This is a genomic window from Nonomuraea sp. H19 (assembly GCF_052068215.1).
GTDB lineage: Bacteria > Actinomycetota > Actinomycetes > Streptosporangiales > Streptosporangiaceae > Nonomuraea.
Window position 1 is genome coordinate 64,710 of the sequence record NZ_JBQHCV010000002.1, and the last position, 20,962, is coordinate 85,671.

At 70.2% G+C, this 20,962-nt stretch carries 19 protein-coding genes; 12 read left to right on the forward strand and 7 right to left on the reverse strand.

Annotated features, from left to right (window positions below; genetic code table 11):
• Nucleotides 1-8: 8 nt before the first annotated feature.
• Nucleotides 9-614 (forward strand): TetR/AcrR family transcriptional regulator, encoded by a 606-nt coding sequence (locus tag ACTMTI_RS03855; RefSeq protein WP_441118207.1) that lies wholly within the window; start codon nt 9-11, stop codon nt 612-614.
• A 213-nt stretch (nt 615-827) separates the two neighbouring features.
• On the opposite strand, the gene ACTMTI_RS03860 is transcribed toward ACTMTI_RS03855, so the two are convergent.
• Complete coding sequence (locus ACTMTI_RS03860) at nt 828-1,256, reverse strand: organic hydroperoxide resistance protein (protein ID WP_441118208.1); 429 nt, start codon at nt 1,254-1,256, stop codon at nt 828-830.
• A gap of 214 nt (nt 1,257-1,470) precedes the next feature.
• Here ACTMTI_RS03860 and ACTMTI_RS03865 point away from each other — a divergent pair, with 214 nt between their 5' ends.
• Together ACTMTI_RS03865 and ACTMTI_RS03870 are read left to right on the forward strand one after the other, a co-directional pair.
• Complete coding sequence (locus tag ACTMTI_RS03865; protein WP_441118209.1) at nt 1,471-2,580, forward strand: aldo/keto reductase; 1,110 nt, start codon at nt 1,471-1,473, stop codon at nt 2,578-2,580.
• 177 nt (nt 2,581-2,757) lie between these two features.
• A complete protein-coding gene (locus ACTMTI_RS03870; RefSeq protein WP_441118210.1) occupies nt 2,758-3,603 on the forward strand; it encodes a hypothetical protein in 846 nt (281 codons plus the stop codon).
• A gap of 125 nt (nt 3,604-3,728) precedes the next feature.
• Here the strand turns inward: ACTMTI_RS03870 and ACTMTI_RS03875 are convergent, their stop codons facing one another.
• Nucleotides 3,729-4,280: a TetR/AcrR family transcriptional regulator gene (locus ACTMTI_RS03875; protein WP_441118211.1), complete on the reverse strand. Its 552-nt coding sequence runs from the start codon at nt 4,278-4,280 to the stop codon at nt 3,729-3,731.
• 164 nt (nt 4,281-4,444) lie between these two features.
• On the opposite strand from ACTMTI_RS03875, the gene ACTMTI_RS03880 reads away from it, so the two are divergent.
• On the forward strand, nt 4,445-7,201 hold the full coding sequence (locus ACTMTI_RS03880) for an AAA family ATPase (RefSeq protein ID WP_441118212.1): 2,757 nt from the start codon (nt 4,445-4,447) through the stop codon (nt 7,199-7,201).
• A 7-nt stretch (nt 7,202-7,208) separates the two neighbouring features.
• Here ACTMTI_RS03880 and ACTMTI_RS03885 read toward each other — a convergent pair whose 3' ends face one another.
• Nucleotides 7,209-7,982 (reverse strand): alpha/beta hydrolase, encoded by a 774-nt coding sequence (locus ACTMTI_RS03885; RefSeq protein WP_441118213.1) that lies wholly within the window; start codon nt 7,980-7,982, stop codon nt 7,209-7,211.
• 270 nt (nt 7,983-8,252) lie between these two features.
• Between ACTMTI_RS03885 and ACTMTI_RS03890 the strand changes: the two genes are divergently transcribed.
• Nucleotides 8,253-9,311 carry an alpha/beta fold hydrolase gene (locus ACTMTI_RS03890; RefSeq protein WP_441118214.1) on the forward strand — a complete coding sequence of 353 codons (1,059 nt, stop codon included), beginning with the start codon at nt 8,253-8,255 and terminating at the stop codon, nt 9,309-9,311.
• A 92-nt stretch (nt 9,312-9,403) separates the two neighbouring features.
• On the opposite strand, the gene ACTMTI_RS03895 is transcribed toward ACTMTI_RS03890, so the two are convergent.
• Together ACTMTI_RS03895 and ACTMTI_RS03900 are read right to left on the reverse strand one after the other, a co-directional pair.
• Nucleotides 9,404-9,973 (reverse strand): hypothetical protein, encoded by a 570-nt coding sequence (locus ACTMTI_RS03895; protein WP_441118215.1) that lies wholly within the window; start codon nt 9,971-9,973, stop codon nt 9,404-9,406.
• 31 nt (nt 9,974-10,004) lie between these two features.
• Nucleotides 10,005-11,630 (reverse strand): DUF6351 family protein, encoded by a 1,626-nt coding sequence (locus ACTMTI_RS03900; protein WP_441118216.1) that lies wholly within the window; start codon nt 11,628-11,630, stop codon nt 10,005-10,007.
• A 441-nt stretch (nt 11,631-12,071) separates the two neighbouring features.
• Here ACTMTI_RS03900 and ACTMTI_RS03905 point away from each other — a divergent pair, with 441 nt between their 5' ends.
• The 4 genes from ACTMTI_RS03905 (at nt 12,072) to ACTMTI_RS03920 (ending at nt 15,802) form a co-directional block, all read left to right on the forward strand.
• Nucleotides 12,072-12,896, forward strand: coding sequence for an alpha/beta fold hydrolase (locus ACTMTI_RS03905; protein ID WP_441118217.1), 825 nt, complete (start codon nt 12,072-12,074; stop codon nt 12,894-12,896).
• Nucleotides 12,897-12,925: 29 nt separating this feature from the next.
• Nucleotides 12,926-13,372, forward strand: a complete 447-nt coding sequence (locus ACTMTI_RS03910) for a VOC family protein (protein WP_441118218.1) — start codon at nt 12,926-12,928, stop codon at nt 13,370-13,372.
• A gap of 41 nt (nt 13,373-13,413) precedes the next feature.
• Nucleotides 13,414-14,865 carry a dihydrolipoyl dehydrogenase family protein gene (locus tag ACTMTI_RS03915; protein WP_441118219.1) on the forward strand — a complete coding sequence of 484 codons (1,452 nt, stop codon included), beginning with the start codon at nt 13,414-13,416 and terminating at the stop codon, nt 14,863-14,865.
• Between the two features lie 94 nt (nt 14,866-14,959).
• Nucleotides 14,960-15,802, forward strand: coding sequence for an oxidoreductase (locus tag ACTMTI_RS03920; RefSeq protein WP_441118220.1), 843 nt, complete (start codon nt 14,960-14,962; stop codon nt 15,800-15,802).
• A gap of 308 nt (nt 15,803-16,110) precedes the next feature.
• On the opposite strand, the gene ACTMTI_RS03925 is transcribed toward ACTMTI_RS03920, so the two are convergent.
• Nucleotides 16,111-16,461, reverse strand: coding sequence for a DoxX family protein (locus ACTMTI_RS03925; RefSeq protein ID WP_441118221.1), 351 nt, complete (start codon nt 16,459-16,461; stop codon nt 16,111-16,113).
• A 16-nt stretch (nt 16,462-16,477) separates the two neighbouring features.
• Entirely contained in the window at nt 16,478-16,783 is a 306-nt protein-coding gene (locus tag ACTMTI_RS03930) for a hypothetical protein (RefSeq protein WP_441118222.1), read from the reverse strand.
• Between the two features lie 394 nt (nt 16,784-17,177).
• Here ACTMTI_RS03930 and ACTMTI_RS03935 point away from each other — a divergent pair, with 394 nt between their 5' ends.
• From ACTMTI_RS03935 to ACTMTI_RS03945, 3 genes are read left to right on the forward strand one after another with little or no spacing between them, the layout of a single operon-like run.
• Nucleotides 17,178-17,690: a 2Fe-2S iron-sulfur cluster-binding protein gene (locus ACTMTI_RS03935; protein WP_441118223.1), complete on the forward strand. Its 513-nt coding sequence runs from the start codon at nt 17,178-17,180 to the stop codon at nt 17,688-17,690.
• Complete coding sequence (locus tag ACTMTI_RS03940) at nt 17,687-18,664, forward strand: FAD binding domain-containing protein (protein ID WP_441118224.1); 978 nt, start codon at nt 17,687-17,689, stop codon at nt 18,662-18,664. The genes ACTMTI_RS03935 and ACTMTI_RS03940 overlap by 4 nt, the downstream gene beginning before the upstream one ends.
• Nucleotides 18,661-20,958, forward strand: a complete 2,298-nt coding sequence (locus tag ACTMTI_RS03945; protein WP_441118225.1) for a xanthine dehydrogenase family protein molybdopterin-binding subunit — start codon at nt 18,661-18,663, stop codon at nt 20,956-20,958. The genes ACTMTI_RS03940 and ACTMTI_RS03945 overlap by 4 nt, the downstream gene beginning before the upstream one ends.
• The last annotated feature ends 4 nt before the right edge of the window (nt 20,959-20,962 follow it).

Here is a 20,962-nt window from a genome sequence, read left to right on the forward strand (position 1 = left end):
GGGCGGTCATGCGCACTCTGACCCGCAAGGGGGCCGCGGCGCGGCAGCGCATTCTCGAGGGCGCGGCAGCGCACATCCGCGAGCACGGCGTGGCCAACATGACGCTCGACGACGTGCTGGCCAGGACGGCGACGAGCAAGAGCCAACTCTTCCACTACTTCCCGGACGGCCGGGAGGAGCTGCTGCTGGCCGTGGCCCGCTTCGAGGCCGACCGGGTGCTGGAGGACCAGCAGCCCCAGCTCGGCGACCTCACCTCCTGGCCCGCCTGGCAGTCGTGGCGCGACAAGGTCGTCGACCGCTACCGGCGGCAGGGCCGCCTGTGCCCGCTCAGCTCCGTCACGTCACAGCTGGGCAGCCGCACGCCCGGCGCGCAGGCCGTGGTCACCGAGCTGATGCACCGCTGGCAGGCCGAGATCGCCACCGGCGTGCGGCACATGCAGGACGCCGGTGAGATCGACCCGGGCCTGGACCCCGACCGCGCGGCGGCCGCCCTGCTCGCCGGCATCCAGGGCGGCGTACTGATCCAGATGTCCACCGGCCAGACCGACCATCTGGAAGCCGCCCTGGACATGGGCATCGCCCACCTGCGCGCCAGCAAGCTCGCGTCGCCTTGACGGAGGGCCCACCCTCCGTGAGCGGCGGACGCGAGCTGTCGCCCCGCCCGCCGTCCGGCCCAATCGTGCTCAGAACACCTGGGCGAAGCAGGCGAGGGCGACGGCCATCGCGAGCACGGCCAGCGACAACGCCTTCATGAGATTCGATATGCGCAACGGGATGCTCCCTTCCGTGGTGAAGCCCGCCGAGGCAGGACGCCGGACGGCGGCGTGTCAGGCGACGGCGGTCGCCCGGATGGTGACCGGGATGTTGCCGCGCGTGGCCTTGGAGTAGGGGCAGATCTGGTGAGCGGCCGCGCCGAGCTCCTCGGCGGTCTGCTGGTCCACGCCGCCCAGCTCGAGGTTGAGCACGGCGGCGAGGCCGAACCCGCCGTCGTCGCCATGGCGCAGGGTCACCTCGGCCGTGATGCTCGTGCTCGTGAGCGTCACCTTGCGCTGCGCCGCCGCCCTCCTGACCGCGCCGAGGAAGCAGGCGCCCCAGCCGGCGGCGAACAGCTGCTCGGGGTTCGTGGCTCCCCCTGCCCCGCCCAGCTCCTTGGGGATGGCGAGGGTGGTGTCGAGGAGACCGTCGTCGGCCGCGACGCGGCCTCCGTTGCGGCCCTCTCCTGTCACGGTGACGACCGCGGTGTAGCTGGCAGCCATGGCAGTTCCTTCCCGACGCGCATCTCTCATTCTGAACGGGCACCCATCATCGTCACCCGTCTAACTGGTGACGATGCTCGCAGCATCACCCGTCACCTGTCAAGGTGGTGACGATTAAGTATTTTTGGACTTGACAGTCCATTTTTGAATGCGCAAGCTGACGAGTGTTCGTCCCGACCTCCTCGAATCTGCTTGCGAACGGAGTGACACCCTCATGTCCCTGGACCACTACTACCTGCTGGGACGTTCCGGACTGCGCGTCAGCCGGCTGGCACTGGGCACGATGAATTACGGCACCGGCGGTTTCCACGCCGCGTACGGCAAGACCGAGGAGGAGGCCCGCCCAATCTTCCGTCGCTATCTCGAAGCGGGCGGGAACCTCATCGACACCGCGGATTTCTACACCGCCGGCGAGAGCGAGACCATCCTCGGCAGCCTCATCGCGGAAGCCAAGGTGCGCGACAGGGTGGTGCTCACCACCAAGTTCACCAACAGCGTCGCCCCTGGAGATCCGAACGCGGGGGGCAACGGCCGCAAGCACATGATCAGAGCGGTCGAGGCGTCACTGCGCCGCCTGCGCACCGACTACATCGACCTGTTCCTGCTGCACACCTGGGACCGGATCACTCCCGTCGAGGAGGTCATGCGGACCTTCGACGACCTCACCAGGGCCGGAAAGATCCGCTACGCGGGCCTGTCCGACGTACCCAGCTGGTACGCGGCGCGGGCCCAGACCCTTGCCGAGGCCCACTCCCTCGTACCGGTGGTCAGCCTGCAACTGCCCTACTCCCTCATCGACCGGGCCATCGAACTGGAGCACGTCGCCATGGGGCAGAGCCTGGGACTCGGCATCACCGCGTGGAGCCCGCTCGGCGGCGGCTTCCTCACCGGCAAGTACCGGAGTGCCGACCAGGGCTTGGCCGGAGACGGCCGGCTCAGCGGCGCAGGCTCCTCCGGGCGCTCGTGGACGGAGCGGGACTGGCGGCTGCTGGTGGCAGTCGAGAGCGTCGCCGGCAAACTCGGCGTGACGATGGCCCAGGTCTCGCTCAACTGGGTCGCCACCCAGCCCGGGGTCGCCTCGGCGATCGTCGGGGCGAGCAGCGCCGACCAGCTCGACGCCAACATGGCGGCCCTCGACTTCGAGCTGCCGGCCGAGCTGCGCGCCGAGCTCGACGAGGCGAGTTCCGTGCCGCCCCCGTCGGTCTACCAGATGTTCACGCCGGAGTATCAGAGCTGGCTGGTCAGTCCTGGCGTCAAGGTCGGGGACAAGCCGGCCGGGTACGCCCCCGCCGTACGGAACTGGGCACCCGAACGCAGCGCTTGACGGACTTCGCATGTTGTGCGTGCGTGGCCTGCCCGCACCGGCGCATGCCCGGCCACGGCGTATACGCGTCGTCAACGTTTCGCATGCAGGCGGCGCCTATGGTCGTTCGCCATGTCGAGTCACCCGATATCCCTCGAACCGCCGGAGACACCGGCACTTCCGGATCACCACGCCCCCGTGCCGCGGGAGGATGGTGGCGGTGTCCTGGAACTGCTCGAACGCATCGGATCCGTCGTCGTGCCGATCGCGGTGGCGCTCTATGCGGTCCTCTACATCGGCATCGCGCAGATGTACGCCGTCTTCGGCGTCAACCCGCAGCAGGTGGGCGTCGACCAGGCAGTCCTGCTCGGGCGTATGACGAGCACTCTGGTCCTGCTCCTGCTGGTCGCCATCCCGCTGCTCGGCGTCTTCGTCGGTCTGGGCTGGCTGGTCGACAGGGTGACCCGGGGTGCGGCGGGCAGGCTCATCCGGAGGATCAGGGAGCGGCCGTGGATCGCCGCAGCGCTGGCGGCACTGTGGTGCGGGGCCACGTACTGGGGGCTCTTCAACCTCTTCGGCGATTTGGACCTGTTCATCATGGTCGTCATCGCGGTGGGGCTCGGCGTGCTGGCCTTCCTGATCCCGTTCCGGCTGTTGCGTCGCAAGCCGGTCGGGCGCGCCGGGACGAAGGTGCTCGTCGGCGGCCTGACCGGGGTCGGCCTGGGCTTCCTGCTCATTCTGGGGCTCGTCGAGGGCGCGATCGACGTCCAGGAGAGCGGCCAGTCCAACGAACTGCTGAACGCCGTCGGCTTCCAGGATCAGTGGGCGGTGGTCAAAAGCGCTGAGGACGACAAGCCGCTCTACGACGGCCGCTGGATGATGCTGCTGGGCGAGAGCGACGGCACGTACGTCCTGTACGACTGCGACAAGCTGGAGACCCTCCGAAGGCCGATGGAGACCACCAACCTCGGTCAGATCGAGCTCGATCCCGCGCGTGAGGCGGGCTTCACCTGCGGCGGGCTGGCGCAGCAGAACACGCCGTAACAGGCATCCAAGGGAGAGCCGGACCCTCAACGTGGCCCGGTCATCGCACCGTACGCAAGGGGGCACATGAACACCGCCGTCAAGACCGCCTGTCGCGGGCCCTGCACGCCCACCACCGCGCAGGGTCAGCGCGCCTGCGGGGTGCCGGTGCCTCGCAGCAGTGTGTCGACCACGACGTCGGCGGCCTGTGCGGCGCTCAGCTCGGACAGGTCCTCGGCGGCGTGTTCCATCAGCGGCGGCAGGACCGTGGCCACCCAGCCGGGCGGCAGGTCGGAGCGCAGCAGGCCCTCGTCGGTGGCGCGCTGCAGGAAAGCGTCGACCTCGTCGATCAGACGGCGGCGGCGCTCGCCGATCGTCACCTCGCGGAGCATGCGGCTCGTTTCCACGGGCCATCTGCGGTTGACGGCGATGATGCCTTCGACGTAACGATGCAGCGCGACCGCGACCGGGGCCTCGCGTAGCCTGGCGGCCTCAATGGCCGCCTCGACCGCGTCGTAGCGTGCTCCGTAGACGGCGGCCATGAGGTCTTCGCGGGAGGCGAAGCGGCGGTAGACGGTGCGGCGGTCCACTCCTGCCGCAGCGGCGATGGCGGCGATGGTCGCCGAGGGGTCGTCGGCGAGCATGCGGGCGCCCGTGCTCAGGACGCGTTCCAGGTTGCGTGTCGCGTCTGCTCTCACCCGCTCAAAGATACTCCGTCCCGTAGCACATGAAGCAACTTAATGTCACACCAAATGGAAACTTACGTTCTCAAGCGCTACTCTTGTGAGGCAATTATAGGGGTCGGCGCTTCGCGGCCAAGGGCTCTGGCCTGATCGGCCATACCTGAAGGAGTGAGGGAAGCGTGGAGTCGCTCGTCTCGACAATGGTGGGCCGGGATGACGTCCAAGGGCAGCTGTCCGCGTTCATGACGGCCACCGGGGGGCAGGCCCTCATCCTCAGGGGCGAGACCGGGGTCGGCAAGAGCGCCCTGCTCGACCACGTGGCCGGCCTCGCGACCCCGGAGAACCACCGGGTGATCCGCACCGCCGGGGTCGAGGCTGAGGCGCAGCTGCCCTTCGCCGGCCTGCACCAGCTGCTGTACTCGCTGCTGCCCCGTTCGGCCGAGCTCGACGAAGGCCACCGTGCCGTCTTCGACGTCGTCTTCGGGCTGCGCGAGGGCACGGCGCCGTCGGTCATGTCCCTCGGCATCGCCGTCCTCGACCTGCTGTCTTTAGCGGCCTCGGAGAAACCGCTGCTGCTGTTGCTCGACGACGGTCAGTGGATGGACGCCTCCAGCGCCGAAGTGTGCGGGTTCGTGGGGCGCCGGCTCACCGGCAGCTCCGTGAAGATGCTCATCGCCGTACGGTCCGACGTCGGCTCGCGGTTCGACACGGCCGCGCTTCCCGAGCTCCCCGTGGCGGCCCTGTCGGAGGAGGCCGCCGGGCAACTGCTGGACATGCGTCATCCGCAGCTCGACACGCAGACCCGGCGCATCGTCATGGAGCACGCCATGGGCAACCCCCTGGCGATTTTGGAGCTACCCGCCTACCTGAGCGGCGGCCACACCGGCCGCACGGCCGAGGAACTCCTCGGATTCGGCAACATCCCGCTGTCGCGCCGTCTGCAGCATGTCTACGGCATCCGCATCGAACGCCTGGCCGGTCCCGTACGCGAGGAACTGTTGCGCGGCGCCCTCGACGGCGTCGGGGCAGGACCGGGCGGCAACCGCGCTCCCGGCGCCCGTTACCGCATGCGCGAGGCCGACGAAGCGGTCGCGGCCGGCCTTCTGGACACCGACCCCGCCACCGGCGACCTCGTCTTCCGGCACCCGCTGATCCGCACCACCGTCGTTCAGCTGGCGACTCCCAACCAGCGCCGCGCGGCACACGCCGAGCTCGCGCGGGTGCACCGCGACGACGTCGAGCGGCGCGCCCGCCACCTGGCGGCCTCGATCGTGGATCCCGACGAGGAGGTGGCAGCCGCGCTGGAGGCCGCGGCCGACTCGGCGACCCGGCGCGGCGGCGCGGTCGCGGCCGTGGCCTGGCTGACCCGCGCGGCGGAGCTGAGCGAGACTCCCGCCGACCGCTCCAGGCGGCTCGGCGACGCCGCCTTCATCGCCGGACATGCCGCGCTCCTGGACCAGGCGCAGAAACTCGTCCGCTCGGACCTGCTGCCGGGCGCGAGCGAGTCCCCCGCCACGGTCGTCACCTCCGCCTACGTGGCCCTGTACGAAGACGGCGACGTACGCTCCGCGCATCGCCACGTCGCGGCGGCGATCGAGAACCTGCGAAAAGACAGCGCGCACGAGCCCGCCGGAGCACTCACCCGGCTGGTGAACGTGCTGCTGGCCATCAGCCAGTACGCCGGCGACGCCGCGCTGTGGGACCGCACCGAGCAGCTCATGGACTCTCTGGGGGACCGAGTCGACACCCGCTCGGCGATCTACCGCGACGCGTGGAGCGACGTCGTCCGTCACGGCGCGGGCGTGCACGAGCGCGTCGAGCGCGCCTTCGCCGGCGTCTCGGAGCTGGAACCGTGGGACGTCTCGCGCCTGGCCGTCGCCGCCTACCACGTCGACACGCTGAGCCAGTACCGCCCCTTCCTGCAGCGGGCCGTCGACCGTGAGGTGGAGACCGGCGCCGTTGCCATCGGCATGACCATGCTGCACCTGATCATGCTCGACCAGCTGGCCGCCGGCGAGTGGGACGGCGCCGAACGTACGGGACAACGTGCGCTGGAGCTGACCACGTCCCACGGAAACGCGCTGTTCACCCACCACACCCGCGCTTACCTGGGGCTCCTGGCCGCCATGTGCGGCCAGGTCGAACGGGCCCGTGAGTTGCAGGCCGTCGTGGACGCCTGGGCCCGCCCGCGCGGCGTGGGATTCCTGACCCAGATCGCCGACGCCATCGGCACGGCGGCGGCCCTGAGCGAGGGCGACTACGAAGCCGCCTACCTGTACGCCATCGGCATCACGCCGCCGGGATCGTTCCAGCGCTGCGCCCATCAGGCCGCACGCACGCTGCTGGACCTGGTCGAGTCCGCCGTGCACACCGGGCGCCTGGAGCAGGCCCGCCGGCACGCCCAGGCCGCCTCCGACGCCGGCCTGCCCGGCGTCTCCCCCCGGCTGGCTCTCATCACGTACGGTGCCCTGGCGATGACGGCCGCCGACGAGAAGGAGGCCGAGGACATGTACGCCCGGGCCGAGGCCCACCCGGCCGGAGCCGGCTTCCCGTTCGAGCTGGCGCGCATCCGCCTGGCCCACGGCGTCCGGCTCAGGCACACCCAGGGGCCCAAGGCCGCACGGCCTGTCCTGGTCCGCGCCGCCGAGTCCTTCGAACGGCTCGGCGCAACAGGCTGGAGCGAACGTGCCCAGGCCGAGCTGCGCGCCTCGGGGGCGCCCGCCCGGGCCTCGCTGTCGTACCTGACCGCGCTGACCTGGCAGGAACGCCGCATCGCCGAGCTGGCCGCAAGCGGGCTGACGAACAAGGAGATCGGCGAGCGCATGCACCTGTCCCCGCGCACCGTCAGCTCCCATCTCTACCGCGTCTTCCCGAAGCTGGGCATCACCACGCGGGCCGCGCTGCGCGACGCTCTGGGCAAGGCCTTCGACGCGTGAGCCCTCATCACCACTTCGACGGGTCGGCGCGCACCCCTCGCTCGGCGAGCCAGACCAGCACGTAGTCGGCGACCGCCCGCCAGCCGCTGTCGACGACCAGCGAATGGGCCCGGTCCGGGAACTGCTTGAGGCTGCTGGTGGCCGTCGAGTCGCCGTACAACTTGTACACGGCCCGGGTGACGTGGTCGGGCACCAGCCGGTCCTCCTGCCCTGAGATCAGCAGCAGCGGGCCGCGGCCGGTGTTGCCGTGGTCCACGACCGCCCGCGGGTGCCGTACGGCGCCGCCGTGTCCCAGCTCGGCAAGCAGCCGGCGTGACCCGGGAACGACGTGGCGCTCGAACAGCTCGGCAGACTCCTGCTCGGTGACCGCGTTGGCGAACAGCCGCCGGAAGCTCCTGGCGTCCATCGACACCGGCCACGGCTCCCCGGGCGCCAGGGCGGTCGCGTGATCGACCGGGGCGGGGGCGATGGCGACCGCGGCACGGCCCGCGTTCGTGCCGAGGAGGTGCTGCGCGATGAGCCCGCCCACCGAATGGCCGACGATCACGGGCGGGGTGTCGAAGGAACGGACGATGCGCGCGTAGTGATCCGTGAGCGCGTCCAGCCCCAGCTCGTGGAGCCTCTCGGGATGCCGGCGGGCCTCGCCCACCGTGGCGGGTTCTCCCGGCCAGCCCGGCGCACAGACGGCGAACCCGAAACTGGAGAAGCGCTCGTTCCATGACTCCCACGACGACGCGTGGAGCCACGCGCCATGGATGAAGACGACGGGAGTGGGGTTCACGGATCCTCCGGAAAGGCTCAGGACCAGGTCTGATCAAGGATTGTCCGGATGAGCCTGGGCGGGAACAGTCGAATGACTGAATGTCCCCGTCCGCCTTGTGTCGCTGGTCCGGCGCGGTCTGCCGGGACGCCGCGCTCCGGGGGAGGGTTGCGTGGCCGGCACGGCTGCCGTTCGCCGTGTCTCACCGTCATCTGACTGATGTGTCGGATTCCCCTGCCCGAAACAGTAATAAATGCCGCATTCCCTGAGACACGACACGGAGGACTCCACATGATCGACAGGCGCACCTTCGGCAAGGCCGTCGGTTTGGCCACCGGCGCGACCGTCGCCTCGCTGGCGGGCTTGCAGGCCTTCCCGGCCGCCTCCGCCACAAGGCGCGGGGCGACCCCGACGTTGCCGGCGGTCACGCCCGGCACGCACACGTCCTTCGCTTCCCTGAAGCAGGTCAAGGCCGGGCTGCTGGACATCGGTTACGCCGAGGCGGGGCCGGCCCGCGGGCCCGTCGTCATCTGCCTGCACGGCTGGCCGTACGACATCCACAGCTTCGTCGACGTCGCTCCGCTGCTGGCCGCGCAGGGCTACCGGGTGATCGTGCCCTACCTGCGCGGTCACGGCACGACGCGGTTCCTGTCCGCGAAGACGTTCCGCAACGCCCAGCAGTCGGCGATCGCGCTCGACATCATCGCCCTGATGGACGCCCTCAAGATCGACAAGGCCGTGCTCGCCGGCTTCGACTGGGGGTCGAGGACCGCCGACATCATCGCGGCCCTGTGGCCGCAGCGGTGCAAGGCCCTGGTGTCGGTGAGCGGCTACCTCATCACGAACCTCGCGGCCAACCTCGAGCCGCTGCCGCCGAAGGCCGAATACGCCTGGTGGTACCAGTACTACTTCGCCACCGAGCGGGGCCGGAAGGCCATGGAGAACAAGGACAAGCGCCACGACCTGAACCGGCTCGTCTGGGACACCGTCTCCCCGACGTGGGACTTCGACGACGCCACCTTCGAGCGCACGGCCGCGGCCTTCGAGAACCCGGACTACGCCGCCATCGTGATCCACAACTACCGATGGCGGCTGAGCCTGGCCGACGGGGAGCGCCGTTACGACGGTCTGGAGAAGCGGCTCGCCGCACGGCCGGTCATCAAGGTGCCGGCCATCACCCTGGACGCCGAGCGCGACCCCTTCACGGCGCCGCCGGGCGACGGCTCGTCGTACCGCAACATGTTCACCGGCCCCTACGAACACCGCACCCTGGCGGGCATCGGCCACAACCTGCCGCAGGAAGCGCCCACGGCCTTCGCCCAGGCCGTCGTCGACGTGGACCACCTCTGACGAACGCGACGGCCGGCCCACTACCTGCGATACCAAGACAGCCTGCCGGATACGATCCGGCAGGCTGTCGTTGCGTTCGTGGCCGATTGCCGTCAGACGGTCTGCGTCCGCGGCCGGCGGGCACGCCAGGCCAGCAGCCCGGCCTGGATGAGGAAGAACACGCCGCCGCCGGTGGCATAGACCGACAGCACGTCGAGCGAGGCGTCGTCCCCCAGGGCCTGGATGTTGTAGAAGACGCCCACGAGGAACGACAGACCGCCGGCGATCAGTATCGGCCACTGCTGACCCAGCTCCGGGCCGCGCCGCAGCAGCCCGACCAGCACCTGCGCCGCACCGGAGACGACGGCCCAGGCACCGAACACGTGCAGCACCGCGGACACCCCGCCCGCCCCCGCCAGGCCGACGCCGACAGCGGCCAAGGCGCTGAGCAGCCCGTTGAACAGCGTCAGCCGACCCTCCGATCCGTCCGGGACCGCACGCAGCTCGATCAGCGACGACACCGCGTCGATCAGCGGGTAGACGACCAGCAAGGTGATCGCGAGGGCGTCGATGGGGTCGTGCGCGAAGGCGAACGCCGCGGCCCACGCCACGGCCAGGACTCCACGGCCCAGGTACAGCTTCAGCAGGAATGAAATTCCCGATGACGGAGTGTTCGTGTTCATGATGGGTGGCCTTCCGACGAGTGGGCTGTTGTCAGTTCCGGACGGGGCCGCAGTAGTAGCTGCCGGCGTCCGCCGGGTCGCCGTGGCCGGCGTAGCGGGAGACGGACGGGTACAGGCACAACTCGCGCGTCACCGTCTTGCCGGAGGAGTCCGTAAGAGCGGCGCTCAGCGTCTGCGGAGCCTTGCCCTGTTCGACCCAGGCCGTCAGGGCGCCGAGGGCGTCGGTGGGCGCGGGGCCGGTGCTCGTGGGGCCGGCGCAGTGGGCGACGCCCGGCGCCAGGAACAGCCGGTAGAAGTCGTCGACCCGGCGCGCACCACCCATGGCCAGCTCCACCCTCCGGCGGTAGTCCACGGTGCCCTGGGCGGGAATCAGCTGGTCGGCCTGGCCGTGCCAGGTGAGCAGCTTGCCGCCGGCCCTGCGGAACGCCGACAGGTTGGGGTCGTCGGTGCCGATGATCGTGTCGTACTCGGCCTGGGACTGCTCGAACAGCTTGGCGAACTCGGCGTAGGTGATGGTCGAGAGGTCGTAGGAGGGCTGCCGCTTCAGGAACGTCGCGACCCAGCTGGCCGGTACGGGGAACGGCCAGCCCACACGGTTCCCGTCCGCGTCGATGCGGGTGCCGGCGAGATCGAAGCCGGCTCCGATCGGGATGCCGGACCACAGCTTCTTGCCTGACGGGGTGCGGGGGCCGTCCCAGATCTTGCGTACGACGGCCGCGTCGGCCGCGGTGATGATCTCCTGCTCGCCGTCGCATTCGACGCTCTTGCCGATGAGTTTCCGCGGATCGAAGGTGCACGTGGCGGGGTCGCCGATCAGCCCGTCGGGAGCGCCGTCGAGCGGGTCGCAGGCCTTGACGGCGGCCTCGTTGAAGGCGTTGAGCTCACAAGGGGAGGGGAAGGTGTTCTCCTCGTTCATCACGACCTGCGGCCACAGGGTCGCGACCTCGAACTCGTCCCAGTTGATCGCCGGAGCGGTGGCCAGGATGCCGTCGAAGTCGCCGGGGTGGCGCTGGGCCTCCATGTAGCCCTGACGGCCGCCGGTCGAGCAGCCGTTCCAGTACGAGTAGGAGACGGGCCTGCCGTAGACCTCGTTGACGACCTGCTTGCCCACGACCGCCATCTCGTGCTGGGACCGGTCCGCGAAGTTCGTCAGCAGCGCCGTGTTGACCTCGCCGTCGCTGTTCAGGGCCCAGCCGGTGTCCAGGTACGTGCCGACGCCGGCGTCGGTGGTCGCGGCGGCGTAGCCGCTCTTGATCGCGCCGGCCAGGCCCGCCCCGTAGTCGCCGGCGGCGAAGGCGCTGCCGCCCACCGCCTGGAAACGGCCGGTCCAGCCCGTCTCGGGCAGCCAGACCCGCACCTTGGCGTGGTCGCCGACTCCTGGGTGGGTGAGCGTGACCGTGACATCGCAGTAGGCCGGCACGTCCGGGATCTCGACCACGTCGGTGAACGGTGGCACCGGAGGGATGGTCAGGGTGTCCTCCTCCCGGCTCACCGCCGTCACGGACTCCACCGCGGTGCCTGCCGGGGCGTTCACGAAGATGGACGAGCACGTGAACGGGACGGCGGCGGAGCTCACGGCGCCGGCCGAAGCCGCGGCCGGCAGGCACGCCGCCGCCAGCGGCACTGCGGCCGCGAAACTGATCAGAAGGCGTTTCATGACGTTCCTCTCGCTGAAGTACTGGGTCGTCAGCTGCTGGGGTGCGTCTCACTGTCGTTCGCGGCCGGCGCCGGGCACATCAGTCAGTTGACGGTCAGCACCGGCGAGCCGCTCCGGGCGCCGGTCACACACGCTGCGGCGCAGGTCAGCGGGCCGCATACGGGGACATGCGCGCAGCTCGCGGCCCACGGCCGGGCGGCGCCGCCCGTGCTCACGTCACAGACTGATGAGTTGAATGGCTTAACGTGCTGAGGCGCGCACACGACCGCCACGCAAGGCCAGGTAGCCCGCCGACCAGCCCCGTTGTGCTGCCGAACGACGGTCCGGCCGGCTCCTCGTGACTGACCGTCAAGTGACCGATGTGACCGCGGTCCTTCCCGGACGACAGTGATGACGCCAGATTCACCACCTTCGTCTGAAGCCTTCTGAAAGGGGAATTTCGTGGTCACCAGCAAAGGTGTACGCAGCCGGGGGCTCATGGTGAGCACCCTGTCGACGGTCGCGATCGGTCTCCTCGCCACCGCCGCCACGCCCGCCCTCGCGGCGGACAAGCCCGCCAAGCCGACCATCGTGCTGGAGCACGGCGCCTTCGCCGACGCCTCCAGCTGGAACGCGGTGATCGAAGAGCTGCGCGCGGACGGCTACCCCGTCGTCGCCGTGGCCAACCCGCTGCGTGGACCGGCCAACGACGCGGCCGCGCTCCGCAGCGTCCTCGACCACGTCGCCGGACCCAAGATCCTCGTCGGGCACTCCTACGGCGGCTCGGTCATCAGCGTCGCGGGCGCGAACGACCCCCAGGTCAAGGCCCTCGTGTACGTCGCCGCCTTCCTGCCCGCCGCCGGCGAGACCGCCCTGGAGCTGACGAACAAGTACCCCGGCTCCACCCTCCCCGGCACCCTCGACCCGACCCCCTTCACCCTCCCCGACGGCACCACCGGAACCGACCTGTACATCAAGCCCGGCAAGTTCCACCACCAGTTCGCCGCCGACGTACCGGCCGGCACCGCGGCCCTCATGGCCGCCACCCAGCGGCCCATCGCCCAGTCCGCCCTGGAGGAGAAGACCGAGGCCGCCGCCTGGAAGGACAAGCCCACCTGGGCCATCATCACGACCCAGGACCTCAACATCCCCGCCGCGGTCCAGCGCTACATGGCCAAGCGCGCCCACGCGCACTCCGTCGAAGTACGCGCCTCCCACTCCGTCGCCGTCTCCCAGCCCAAGACCGTGGCCGACGTCATCGAGAAGGCCGCACGCACCACCCGATAGCTCCACGACGCGAAAGAAAGATCACGACCATGGACATGAAGCTCGAAGTCGTCGTCCTGCCCGTATCCGACGCCGACCGCGCCAAGGACTTCTACACCCGGCAGCTGGGCTTCCGGCTCGACGCGGATTTCCCCATCAAGGACGGTTACCGGATCATTCAGGTCACTCCCCCCGGCTCCGCCTGCTCGATCATCTTCGGCGACGGCCTCACCGACGCCGCACCCGGCACGGTCCAGGGACTGCACCTGATCGTGTCCGACATCGAGCAGGCCCACAAGGAACTGGCCGGCCGCGGCGTGGACGTCACCGGCCCGTTCCACGACGCCACCGGCGCCTTCCACCAGGCCGGCGAGACCGGCCGCGTCATGGACCTGCACCCGCAGCGTGCCAGCTACGGCTCCTTCGCCTCGTTCGCCGACCCCGACGGCAACCGCTGGTTTCTACAGGAGATCACCGAACGGCTGCCCGGCCGCTGACCAACGGCATCCCCGAGACACGGCCACACGATGGAGGACCAGTGACCACCGAAGACGCCCGTACCTATGACGTGGTCGTGATCGGGGCCGGTCCGGTCGGCGAGAACGTCGCCGACCGGACCACCGCCGCCGGCCTGAGCACCGTCATCGTGGAAAGCGAACTCGTCGGCGGCGAATGCTCCTACTGGGCGTGCGAACCGAGCAAAGCCCTGCTGCGGCCCGCGCTCCTGCGTGCCGACGCCGGCCGGGTGCCCGGTCTGGACCCGGCCGCCGCCGGACCGCTGGACACCGCCGCCGTACTGGCGCATCGCGACCGCATGGCCGCCCACTGGAACGACGACGGCCAGGTCGAATGGCTCAAAACGGCCGGCATCGACCTCCAACGCGGCCACGGCCGCCTCGACGGGCCACGACGCGTGGCCGTGACCACCCCCGACGGCGGCACCGTCCACCTGCGGGCCAGGCACGCCGTGGCCGTGTGCACCGGCAGCAGCGCCGCCCTCCCCGACCTGCCCAGGCTCGCCGCCCTGCGCCCTTGGACCAGCCGCGAAGCCACCAGCGCCCCGCAGCCGCCCGGACGACTCGTCATCGTCGGCGCGGGCGTCGTGGCCACTGAGATGGCCACCGCCTGGCAGGCCCTCGGCACCGAGGTCACCCTCCTCGCCCGCGGCACTCGCCTGCTGCCGCAGCTGGAACCCTTCGCCGGCGAACTCGTCGCCGACCGCCTGCGCGAAGCGGGCACCGACCTGCGGTTCGGCGTGTCCGTCGGCACCGCTGCCCGTACGGGCGGCGAGGTCCGCATCACCCTCTCCGACGGCGGCCGGCTCACCGCGGACGAGATCCTCTTCGCCATCGGCCGCGCACCCCGCACCGGCGACATCGGCCTCGAGACCGTCGGCCTGACCCCCGGGGACTGGCTCACCACCGACGACACCCTCACCGTCACCGCCGCCCCCGGCGACTGGCTCTACGCCGCGGGCGACGTCAACCGGCGGGCCCTGCTCACCCACCAGGGCAAGTACCAGGCCCGCATCGCCGGCGCCGTCATCGCCGCACGAGCCGGCGGCACCCCGCTCGACACCGGACGCTGGAGCCCCCACAGCAGCACCGCCGACACCGCAGCCGTGCCTCAGGTTGTCTTCACCGACCCCGAGATCGCCAGTGTCGGTCTCACCACCGTCGAAGCCCGGCGCACCGGCCGCCGCGTCGACGTCGTCGACTACGATCTCGGCCACGTCGCCGGCGCCATCCAGCACCATCCGGACTACCGCGGCAGAGCCCGCGCGCTCATCGACCCCGATCGCCGCACCGTCGTCGGCGTCACCTTCGCCGGACCAGGCGTCGCCGAGCTCCTCCACTCCGCCACCGTGGCGATCACCGGCGAAACACCCATCGAACGCCTCTGGCACGCCGTACCGCCCTTCCCCACCATCAGCGAGGTGTGGCTGCGGCTGCTCGAGACGTACCGGGACCAGCACAGCCAAGGTTTGTAGCACATGAAAAGATTCATGTCACATCAACGAGAATATTGAGCCTATAATTGCCACATCGATGAGACAGTTCGATATCGATCGCAAAGGAACACCCATGGCCAAGACATGGCTCATCACCGGAGCATCACGCGGTTTCGGACGTCGCCTCGCCGAAGCCGTCCTCGCAGGAGGCGACCAGGTCATCGCCACCGCACGCAACCCCAAGCAACTCGACGACCTGGTGGCCCGCCACGGCGACCGGATACGAGCGGTCGCACTCGACGTCACCGACGCTGCCGCAGCCTCCCGAGCGGTCAAGGAGGCCACCGACACCTTCGGTAGCCTCGACGTGGTCGTCAACAACGCCGGCTACGGCAACAGCGCGCCGATCGAAGAGATGGCCGAAGACGACTTCCGCGCCCAGATCGAAACCAACCTCTTCGGCGTCGTGAACGTCACAAGGGCCGCCCTGCCCGTCCTGCGCACCCAGCGATCAGGAGTCTTCGTACAGTTCTCCTCCATCGGAGGACGCGTCGGCGGCACCCCCGGAATGGGCGCCTACCAGACCGCGAAGTTCGCCGTCGAAGGCTTCTCCGAAGTCCTCGCCAACGAAGTCGCACCCTTCGGCATCAAGGTCATCATCGTCGAGCCGGGCGCGTTCCGCACCGACTGGCAAGGCTCCTCCATGGAGATCCACCCCGTCGGGCCCGACTACGAGCAGACCGTGGGCGCCATCCACCGCTACCGACGCGACACCGACGGCACCCAGCCCGGTGACCCGGCCCGCGCCGCCAAGATCATCATCGACGTCGTCCGCGACGACGACCCACCCCGACGACTCCTCCTTGGCAGCGACGCCGTCGCCTCCGCCCAGAAAGCCGCCGAGATCCGCGCCGCGGAAACCGAGAAATGGGCCGACGTGAGCCGCTCGGCCGACTACCCCACCGACGAACGCTAGCCACCATATGTCAGCGGTGACGGCTGTGTCGTACGGTCACCCACAGGGCTTCTCGGCGATCGGTTCATCGTCGGAGGTGGCGGGATTCGTGAACGATGATCGGCTGGATGCTCTTCTCCACCGGCTGGGCGAAGAGCTTGGCGAGCACCTGGACGATCGCCTTGGCCGGCTGCCCGAGGCTGCCGGTGCCGCTGTCGGTGAAACCGGGATGGTGCAGGAGGTAGCGGGTGCGCCCGTGCGGGTGGTTGGCGGCGTACGCGACGCCCAGCAGATCGGTCGCTCAACCCGAGCGTGCTGGATCCACGCGGCTACTGCACGGCGGCCAGGGCGAAGGATCCGATGGCCAGCGCCAGGTAGCTTCCCGGAAAGGCGATGTTGTGAAAGACGCGGGCCCGAACGTGGGCCACGATGGCGCCGATGAAGAACAGCACGAGCCCGGCAGCGGCGGCGAGGCCGACGAGCCGCACGCCCAGAAGTCCCAGCAGGAGCCCGACGGCGCCCGCGGTTTTCAGCCATCCGAGCAGGGGGATCCAGGACGGAGACAGGCCCACCTCTGCCGAGTTGGCCAGGACGAATCTCGCCCCGGCGAAGTCGGCGAGGGCGATCCCCGCCGTGGCCACGATCGTGACGACCGTGACTATGACGTAGGCAGCGAACATTCCGGCTGACCTCCGTTCAGCCGAGCATGCGGTAGTCGCCGAGAACGTCGAAAGGCCGGGGCGTCGGGGCCGGTCCTACCGCCCACTTGGCCACGGTCGCCTGGAGTTGGCGTGCCTCGGCGATGCCGGGCAGCGGGTTCTCCACGCCATCGGCAAGCTCCAACAGAGCGACGAACTCACAGCTGCCGGCCCTGCGCAGGTAGGCGTACCGGATGCCATCCGGCCGCTGTGCGTCCACGGCGGCGAAGGCCTTTTCGATCGCCTCGACCACCTCGGCGACGCCCTCGTCCGCCACCTGGTACGAGATCATGAAGACAGACATGACTGCTCCCGGAAATAGTGTGTGAGGGATTGGCGAGCCTGTTGCCCGCTCATGGCATCAAGCCTCTCCGAGAGCCCAGCTCGCGTCCAATACCTGCATCTATAACCCGGCGGCATGGATGTCGATACGCGCGCGGCTATTGCGGTACGTCGCCGCCGTGGCGGAGGAAGGGAACCTGACCCGCGCGCGTGGACGGGCCGGCCGCCGGCCCCCGCACGCCGCGCGGCGGGGTCTGCACGACCTGGATCCCAGCCGTCTCGCCGCGAACGCAAAGGGCCCGACCGCCATCGAGCCGACGTCGTCGGCTTCATCACCTGCGAGCGCCCCTCTATACACCCTTGGGGTATGGTGGCCGATAAGTCGTACACGAATGTACGAGATGTCGGAGGCTTAGATGAGCGGCCATATTCCGGTCCACCTACACGTGAACGGGCGAGCGTACGAACTGCTCCTGGACCCCCGCGTCACCCTGCTCGACTGCCTGCGCGAACACCTGGCCCTGACCGGCCCGAAGAAGGGCTGCGACCAGGGCGCCTGCGGGGCCTGCACGGTTCTCGCCGACGGCGAGCGGATCAACGCGTGCCTGACGCCCGCCGTCCAGTGCGACGGCATGGAAATCCTCACCGTCGAGGCCATGGCAGGCCATGAGCTGGGCGCCGAGGTGCAGGCCGCGTTTCTGGCGCATGACGGGTTCCAGTGCGGTTACTGCACCTCTGGGCAGATCTGTTCGATCGTCGCCATGCTGGCCGAACACCTCGACGGCCGGCCGAGCGCGGTGACCGAGGACCTGGCCGGGCCTGCGGCGCTCACCGACGCCGAGATCAGGGAGCGGATGGCGGGCAATCTGTGCAGGTGCGGTGCCTACAACGGCATCGTGGCCGCCATCAGGGAGGTGGCCGGGGCATGAGGGAGTTCGCCTACGTACGAGCGGCGGACGTGGCGGAGGCGGTCGAGCTGGCGGGCCCCCAGGTGAGATACCTGGCCGGTGGGACGAACCTGTTCGACCTCATGCGCGAGGAGGTGGAGCGACCCGAGCGGGTCGTCGACATCTCACGCCTGCCGCTGTCGGCCATCGAGGACCTGCCGGACGGCGGGCTGCGCCTGGGCGCGCTGGCCCGCAACGCGCAGGTCGCCGCCGACGACCGGGTCCGCCGCCGCTACCCCGTGCTCGGGAGAGCCCTCCTCCAGAGCGCCTCGCCGCAGCTGCGCAACCGGGCGACGGTCGGCGGCAACCTGCTGCAGCGGACACGCTGCCGCTACTTCTACGACCTCGGCGCCGCCTGCAACAAGCGGGAGCCCGGCGCGGGGTGCGACGCGCTCGGCGGGTTCAACCGCACGCACGCCATCCTGGGCGCGAGCCCGAGCTGCGTCGCGGTGCACCCCTCCGACATGTGCGTAGCCCTGGCGGCCCTCGACGCCACCGTCAATCTCACCGGCCCCGATGGCGAACGGAGCGTCCCGGTCACAGAGTTCCACCTCTTGCCGGGCGAGACACCACAGGCCGAGACCGTGCTGAGGGCCGGCGAGCTGGTCACGAGCGTGGATCTGCCGACGGAGCAGCGCTGGCGCGGGGACTACGTCAAGGTCCGCGATCGCGCCAGCTTCGCGTTCGCGCTGGTGAGCGCGGCCGTATTGGTGCGCGTCGAGCACGGCAGGACCGCGGCGGTCCGCATCGCGCTCGGCGGGGTGGCGCACAAGCCGTGGCGCGCGTACGCGGCCGAGGAACTGCTCATCGGAGCGGCGGCGGACGAGGCGGTGTTCGGCCGGGCCGCCGAAGAGGCGGTCGCCGGGGCGCGCCCGCTGGAGCACAACGCGTTCAAGGCCGAGCTGGCCCGGCGGCTGGTCCGGCGCACTCTCATCGAACTGGCAGGTCGCTCATGAACGTCGCCGCACGCGGTTTCAGCCTCGCCACGCGAGCCATGGGAAAGGTGGCCAGGCTCCTGCCGGACGGCCGCCACGATCCGCTGTCCGGCCAGAGCGGCGAGGTCGGCCGCGACGTGGACCGGCTGGATGGGCCGGCGAAGGTGTCCGGCCGCGTCCGGTACACCGCCGACCGCCTCCCTGCGCGGCTCGCCTACGCCGTCGCCGTGCCCAGCACGATCGCCAAGGGCCGCATCACCGCCGTCGACTCCGCCCGAGCGCTCGCGGCGCCCGGCGTGGTTGTGGTGATGACGCATGAGAACGCGCCGCCGATGAAGCCCACCGGCGCGTACGCCACACTCAAAGGCCCGGTGGCCGCCGCCGCCATGAGCCTGCCGATCATGAACACGGACCGGGTTTTCTGGCACGGCCAGCCGGTCGCGGTCGTCGTGGCCGAGACGCAGGAGCAGGCCGAGCACGCGGCCCGGCTGGTCGAGGTGTGCTACGCCCCGGAGCCCGCCGTTCTGACGATGACGGACGAGACCGCCCACACCCCGGCCCACTCGGTGCTGGAGGAGTCGAAGACCGTGGTCGGCGACCCGCACGCCGCCCTGGCCGGCGCGGCGGCCACCGTGCAGGGCGTCTACACCACGCCGCCCGAATACCACAACGCGCTGGAACTCCACGCCACCGTTGCCACCTGGGACGGCGACGACCTCACCGTGCACGACACCTCCCAATACCCCTACGGGCTCAAGGAGATGCTCGCGAAGAAGTTCGGCCTGCCGCTGGAGCGGGTGCACGTGCTGGCGCCGTACATCGGCGGCGGGTTCGGCGGCAAGACCACCGCCTGGCCGCACGTGGCACTCACCGTGGCCGCCGCCAAACTGGCGGGCCGCCCGGTCAAGCTCGTGCTGTCCCGCGCGCACACGTTCCACATGACCGGCGGCCGGGCGCCCACCAGGAGCAGCATCACGCTGGCCGTCGACACCGACGGGCGGCTGACCGCCATCGTGCACGACGCCCTGTCCACCTGCACAACCGACGAGTTCGCCGAGGCGGCCATCGCGTCCTCCCGCCACCTGTACGCCTGCCCCAACATCGCCGCCCACCAGCGAGTGACGCGGGTGGATCGCATCCAGAACGCCTTCTTCCGCGGACCCGGCGTGACCCCGGGATCGTTCGCGATGGAGTCGGCCATGGACGAGCTCGCCTGGGATCTCGGCATGGACCCGCTGGAGCTCCGCCTGCGCAACGAACCCGGCCGCGACCCGATCTCCGGCCACCGCTTCACCAGCCGCCACCTGCGCGAGGCGTACATGCTCGGCGCCGAAGCGTTCCGCTGGAGCGAACGCGCGCCGACGCAGCGATGCACCCCGGACGGGCGCTGGCTCGTGGGACAGGGCATGGCCGCCGCGATCAACCCCGACGCCGTGCTCATCGCGGCCGTCCGGCTCCGGCTCTGCGCCGACGGCACCATAACCATCCACAGCAGCACGAACGAGCTGGGCGCCGGAACCTCGACCGCCCAGGTCCAGGCCGCGGCCCAGCGCTTCGGCGTGCCGATGGAAAAGATCCGCTTCTTGCAGGGCGACTCGGACGTGGCCAAGACCCGCATCCCCGGCGCCTCGGCGGCCACCACCACCCTCGCCTCGGCCATCTGGAACGCCCGCGACCGCCTGATCCGCGAGTTGCTCACGCTCGCCAAAGCCACCGGCTCCCCGCTCGCAGGGCGCCGCCCGGTCGAGGTGGAAACACGAGATGAGGGACTCTTCACCAGGGACGGCCAAGGGGAGACGTACCGCCGAATCCTGGAGCGGGCCGGACGCGACCACGTCGAGGTGACCGGCAAGTCGGCGGTGCCGTACCAGACCGTCAAACGGACCACCAGCACCTACGGCGCGCACTTCGCGGAGGTGCGGGTCGACGAGGACACCGGCGAGGTACGCGTCTCGCGCTGGGCCGGCGCGTTCGACGGCGGCCGCATCGTCTCGCCGAAGCAGGCCGCCAGCCAGATGCGCGGCGGGATCATCCAGGGCATCGGCATGGCGCTGATGGAGGAGACACTGCTCGACGAGCGTTCCGGCCGGATCGTCAACGCCAGCCTGGCCGAATACCACATCCCCACCCACGCCGATGTGCCGGACATCGAGGTCCACTTCGTGAACCTGCCCGACCCGCAGACGCCGCTCGGCGCCAAGGGCATCGGCGAGCTGGGCATCGTGGGCGTGGCCGCCGCCATCGCCAACGCCGTCTATCACGCCACCGGCAAACGCATCCGAGACCTGCCCATCACTCCGGACAAGCTGCTTTAGGACG

Coding starts and splice junctions, on each gene's coding strand:
- ACTMTI_RS03855 (WP_441118207.1), top strand. CDS start 9: ATGCGCACTCTGACCCGCAAGGGGGCCGCGGCGCGGCAGCGCATTCTC.
- ACTMTI_RS03925 (WP_441118221.1), bottom strand. CDS start 16,461: ATGTTCGCTGCCTACGTCATAGTCACGGTCGTCACGATCGTGGCCACG.
- ACTMTI_RS03860 (WP_441118208.1), bottom strand. CDS start 1,256: ATGGCTGCCAGCTACACCGCGGTCGTCACCGTGACAGGAGAGGGCCGC.
- ACTMTI_RS03930 (WP_441118222.1), bottom strand. CDS start 16,783: ATGTCTGTCTTCATGATCTCGTACCAGGTGGCGGACGAGGGCGTCGCC.
- ACTMTI_RS03940 (WP_441118224.1), top strand. CDS start 17,687: ATGAGGGAGTTCGCCTACGTACGAGCGGCGGACGTGGCGGAGGCGGTC.
- ACTMTI_RS03865 (WP_441118209.1), top strand. CDS start 1,471: ATGTCCCTGGACCACTACTACCTGCTGGGACGTTCCGGACTGCGCGTC.
- ACTMTI_RS03910 (WP_441118218.1), top strand. CDS start 12,926: ATGGACATGAAGCTCGAAGTCGTCGTCCTGCCCGTATCCGACGCCGAC.
- ACTMTI_RS03945 (WP_441118225.1), top strand. CDS start 18,661: ATGAACGTCGCCGCACGCGGTTTCAGCCTCGCCACGCGAGCCATGGGA.
- ACTMTI_RS03935 (WP_441118223.1), top strand. CDS start 17,178: ATGAGCGGCCATATTCCGGTCCACCTACACGTGAACGGGCGAGCGTAC.
- ACTMTI_RS03900 (WP_441118216.1), bottom strand. CDS start 11,630: ATGAAACGCCTTCTGATCAGTTTCGCGGCCGCAGTGCCGCTGGCGGCG.
- ACTMTI_RS03920 (WP_441118220.1), top strand. CDS start 14,960: ATGGCCAAGACATGGCTCATCACCGGAGCATCACGCGGTTTCGGACGT.
- ACTMTI_RS03890 (WP_441118214.1), top strand. CDS start 8,253: ATGATCGACAGGCGCACCTTCGGCAAGGCCGTCGGTTTGGCCACCGGC.
- ACTMTI_RS03895 (WP_441118215.1), bottom strand. CDS start 9,973: ATGAACACGAACACTCCGTCATCGGGAATTTCATTCCTGCTGAAGCTG.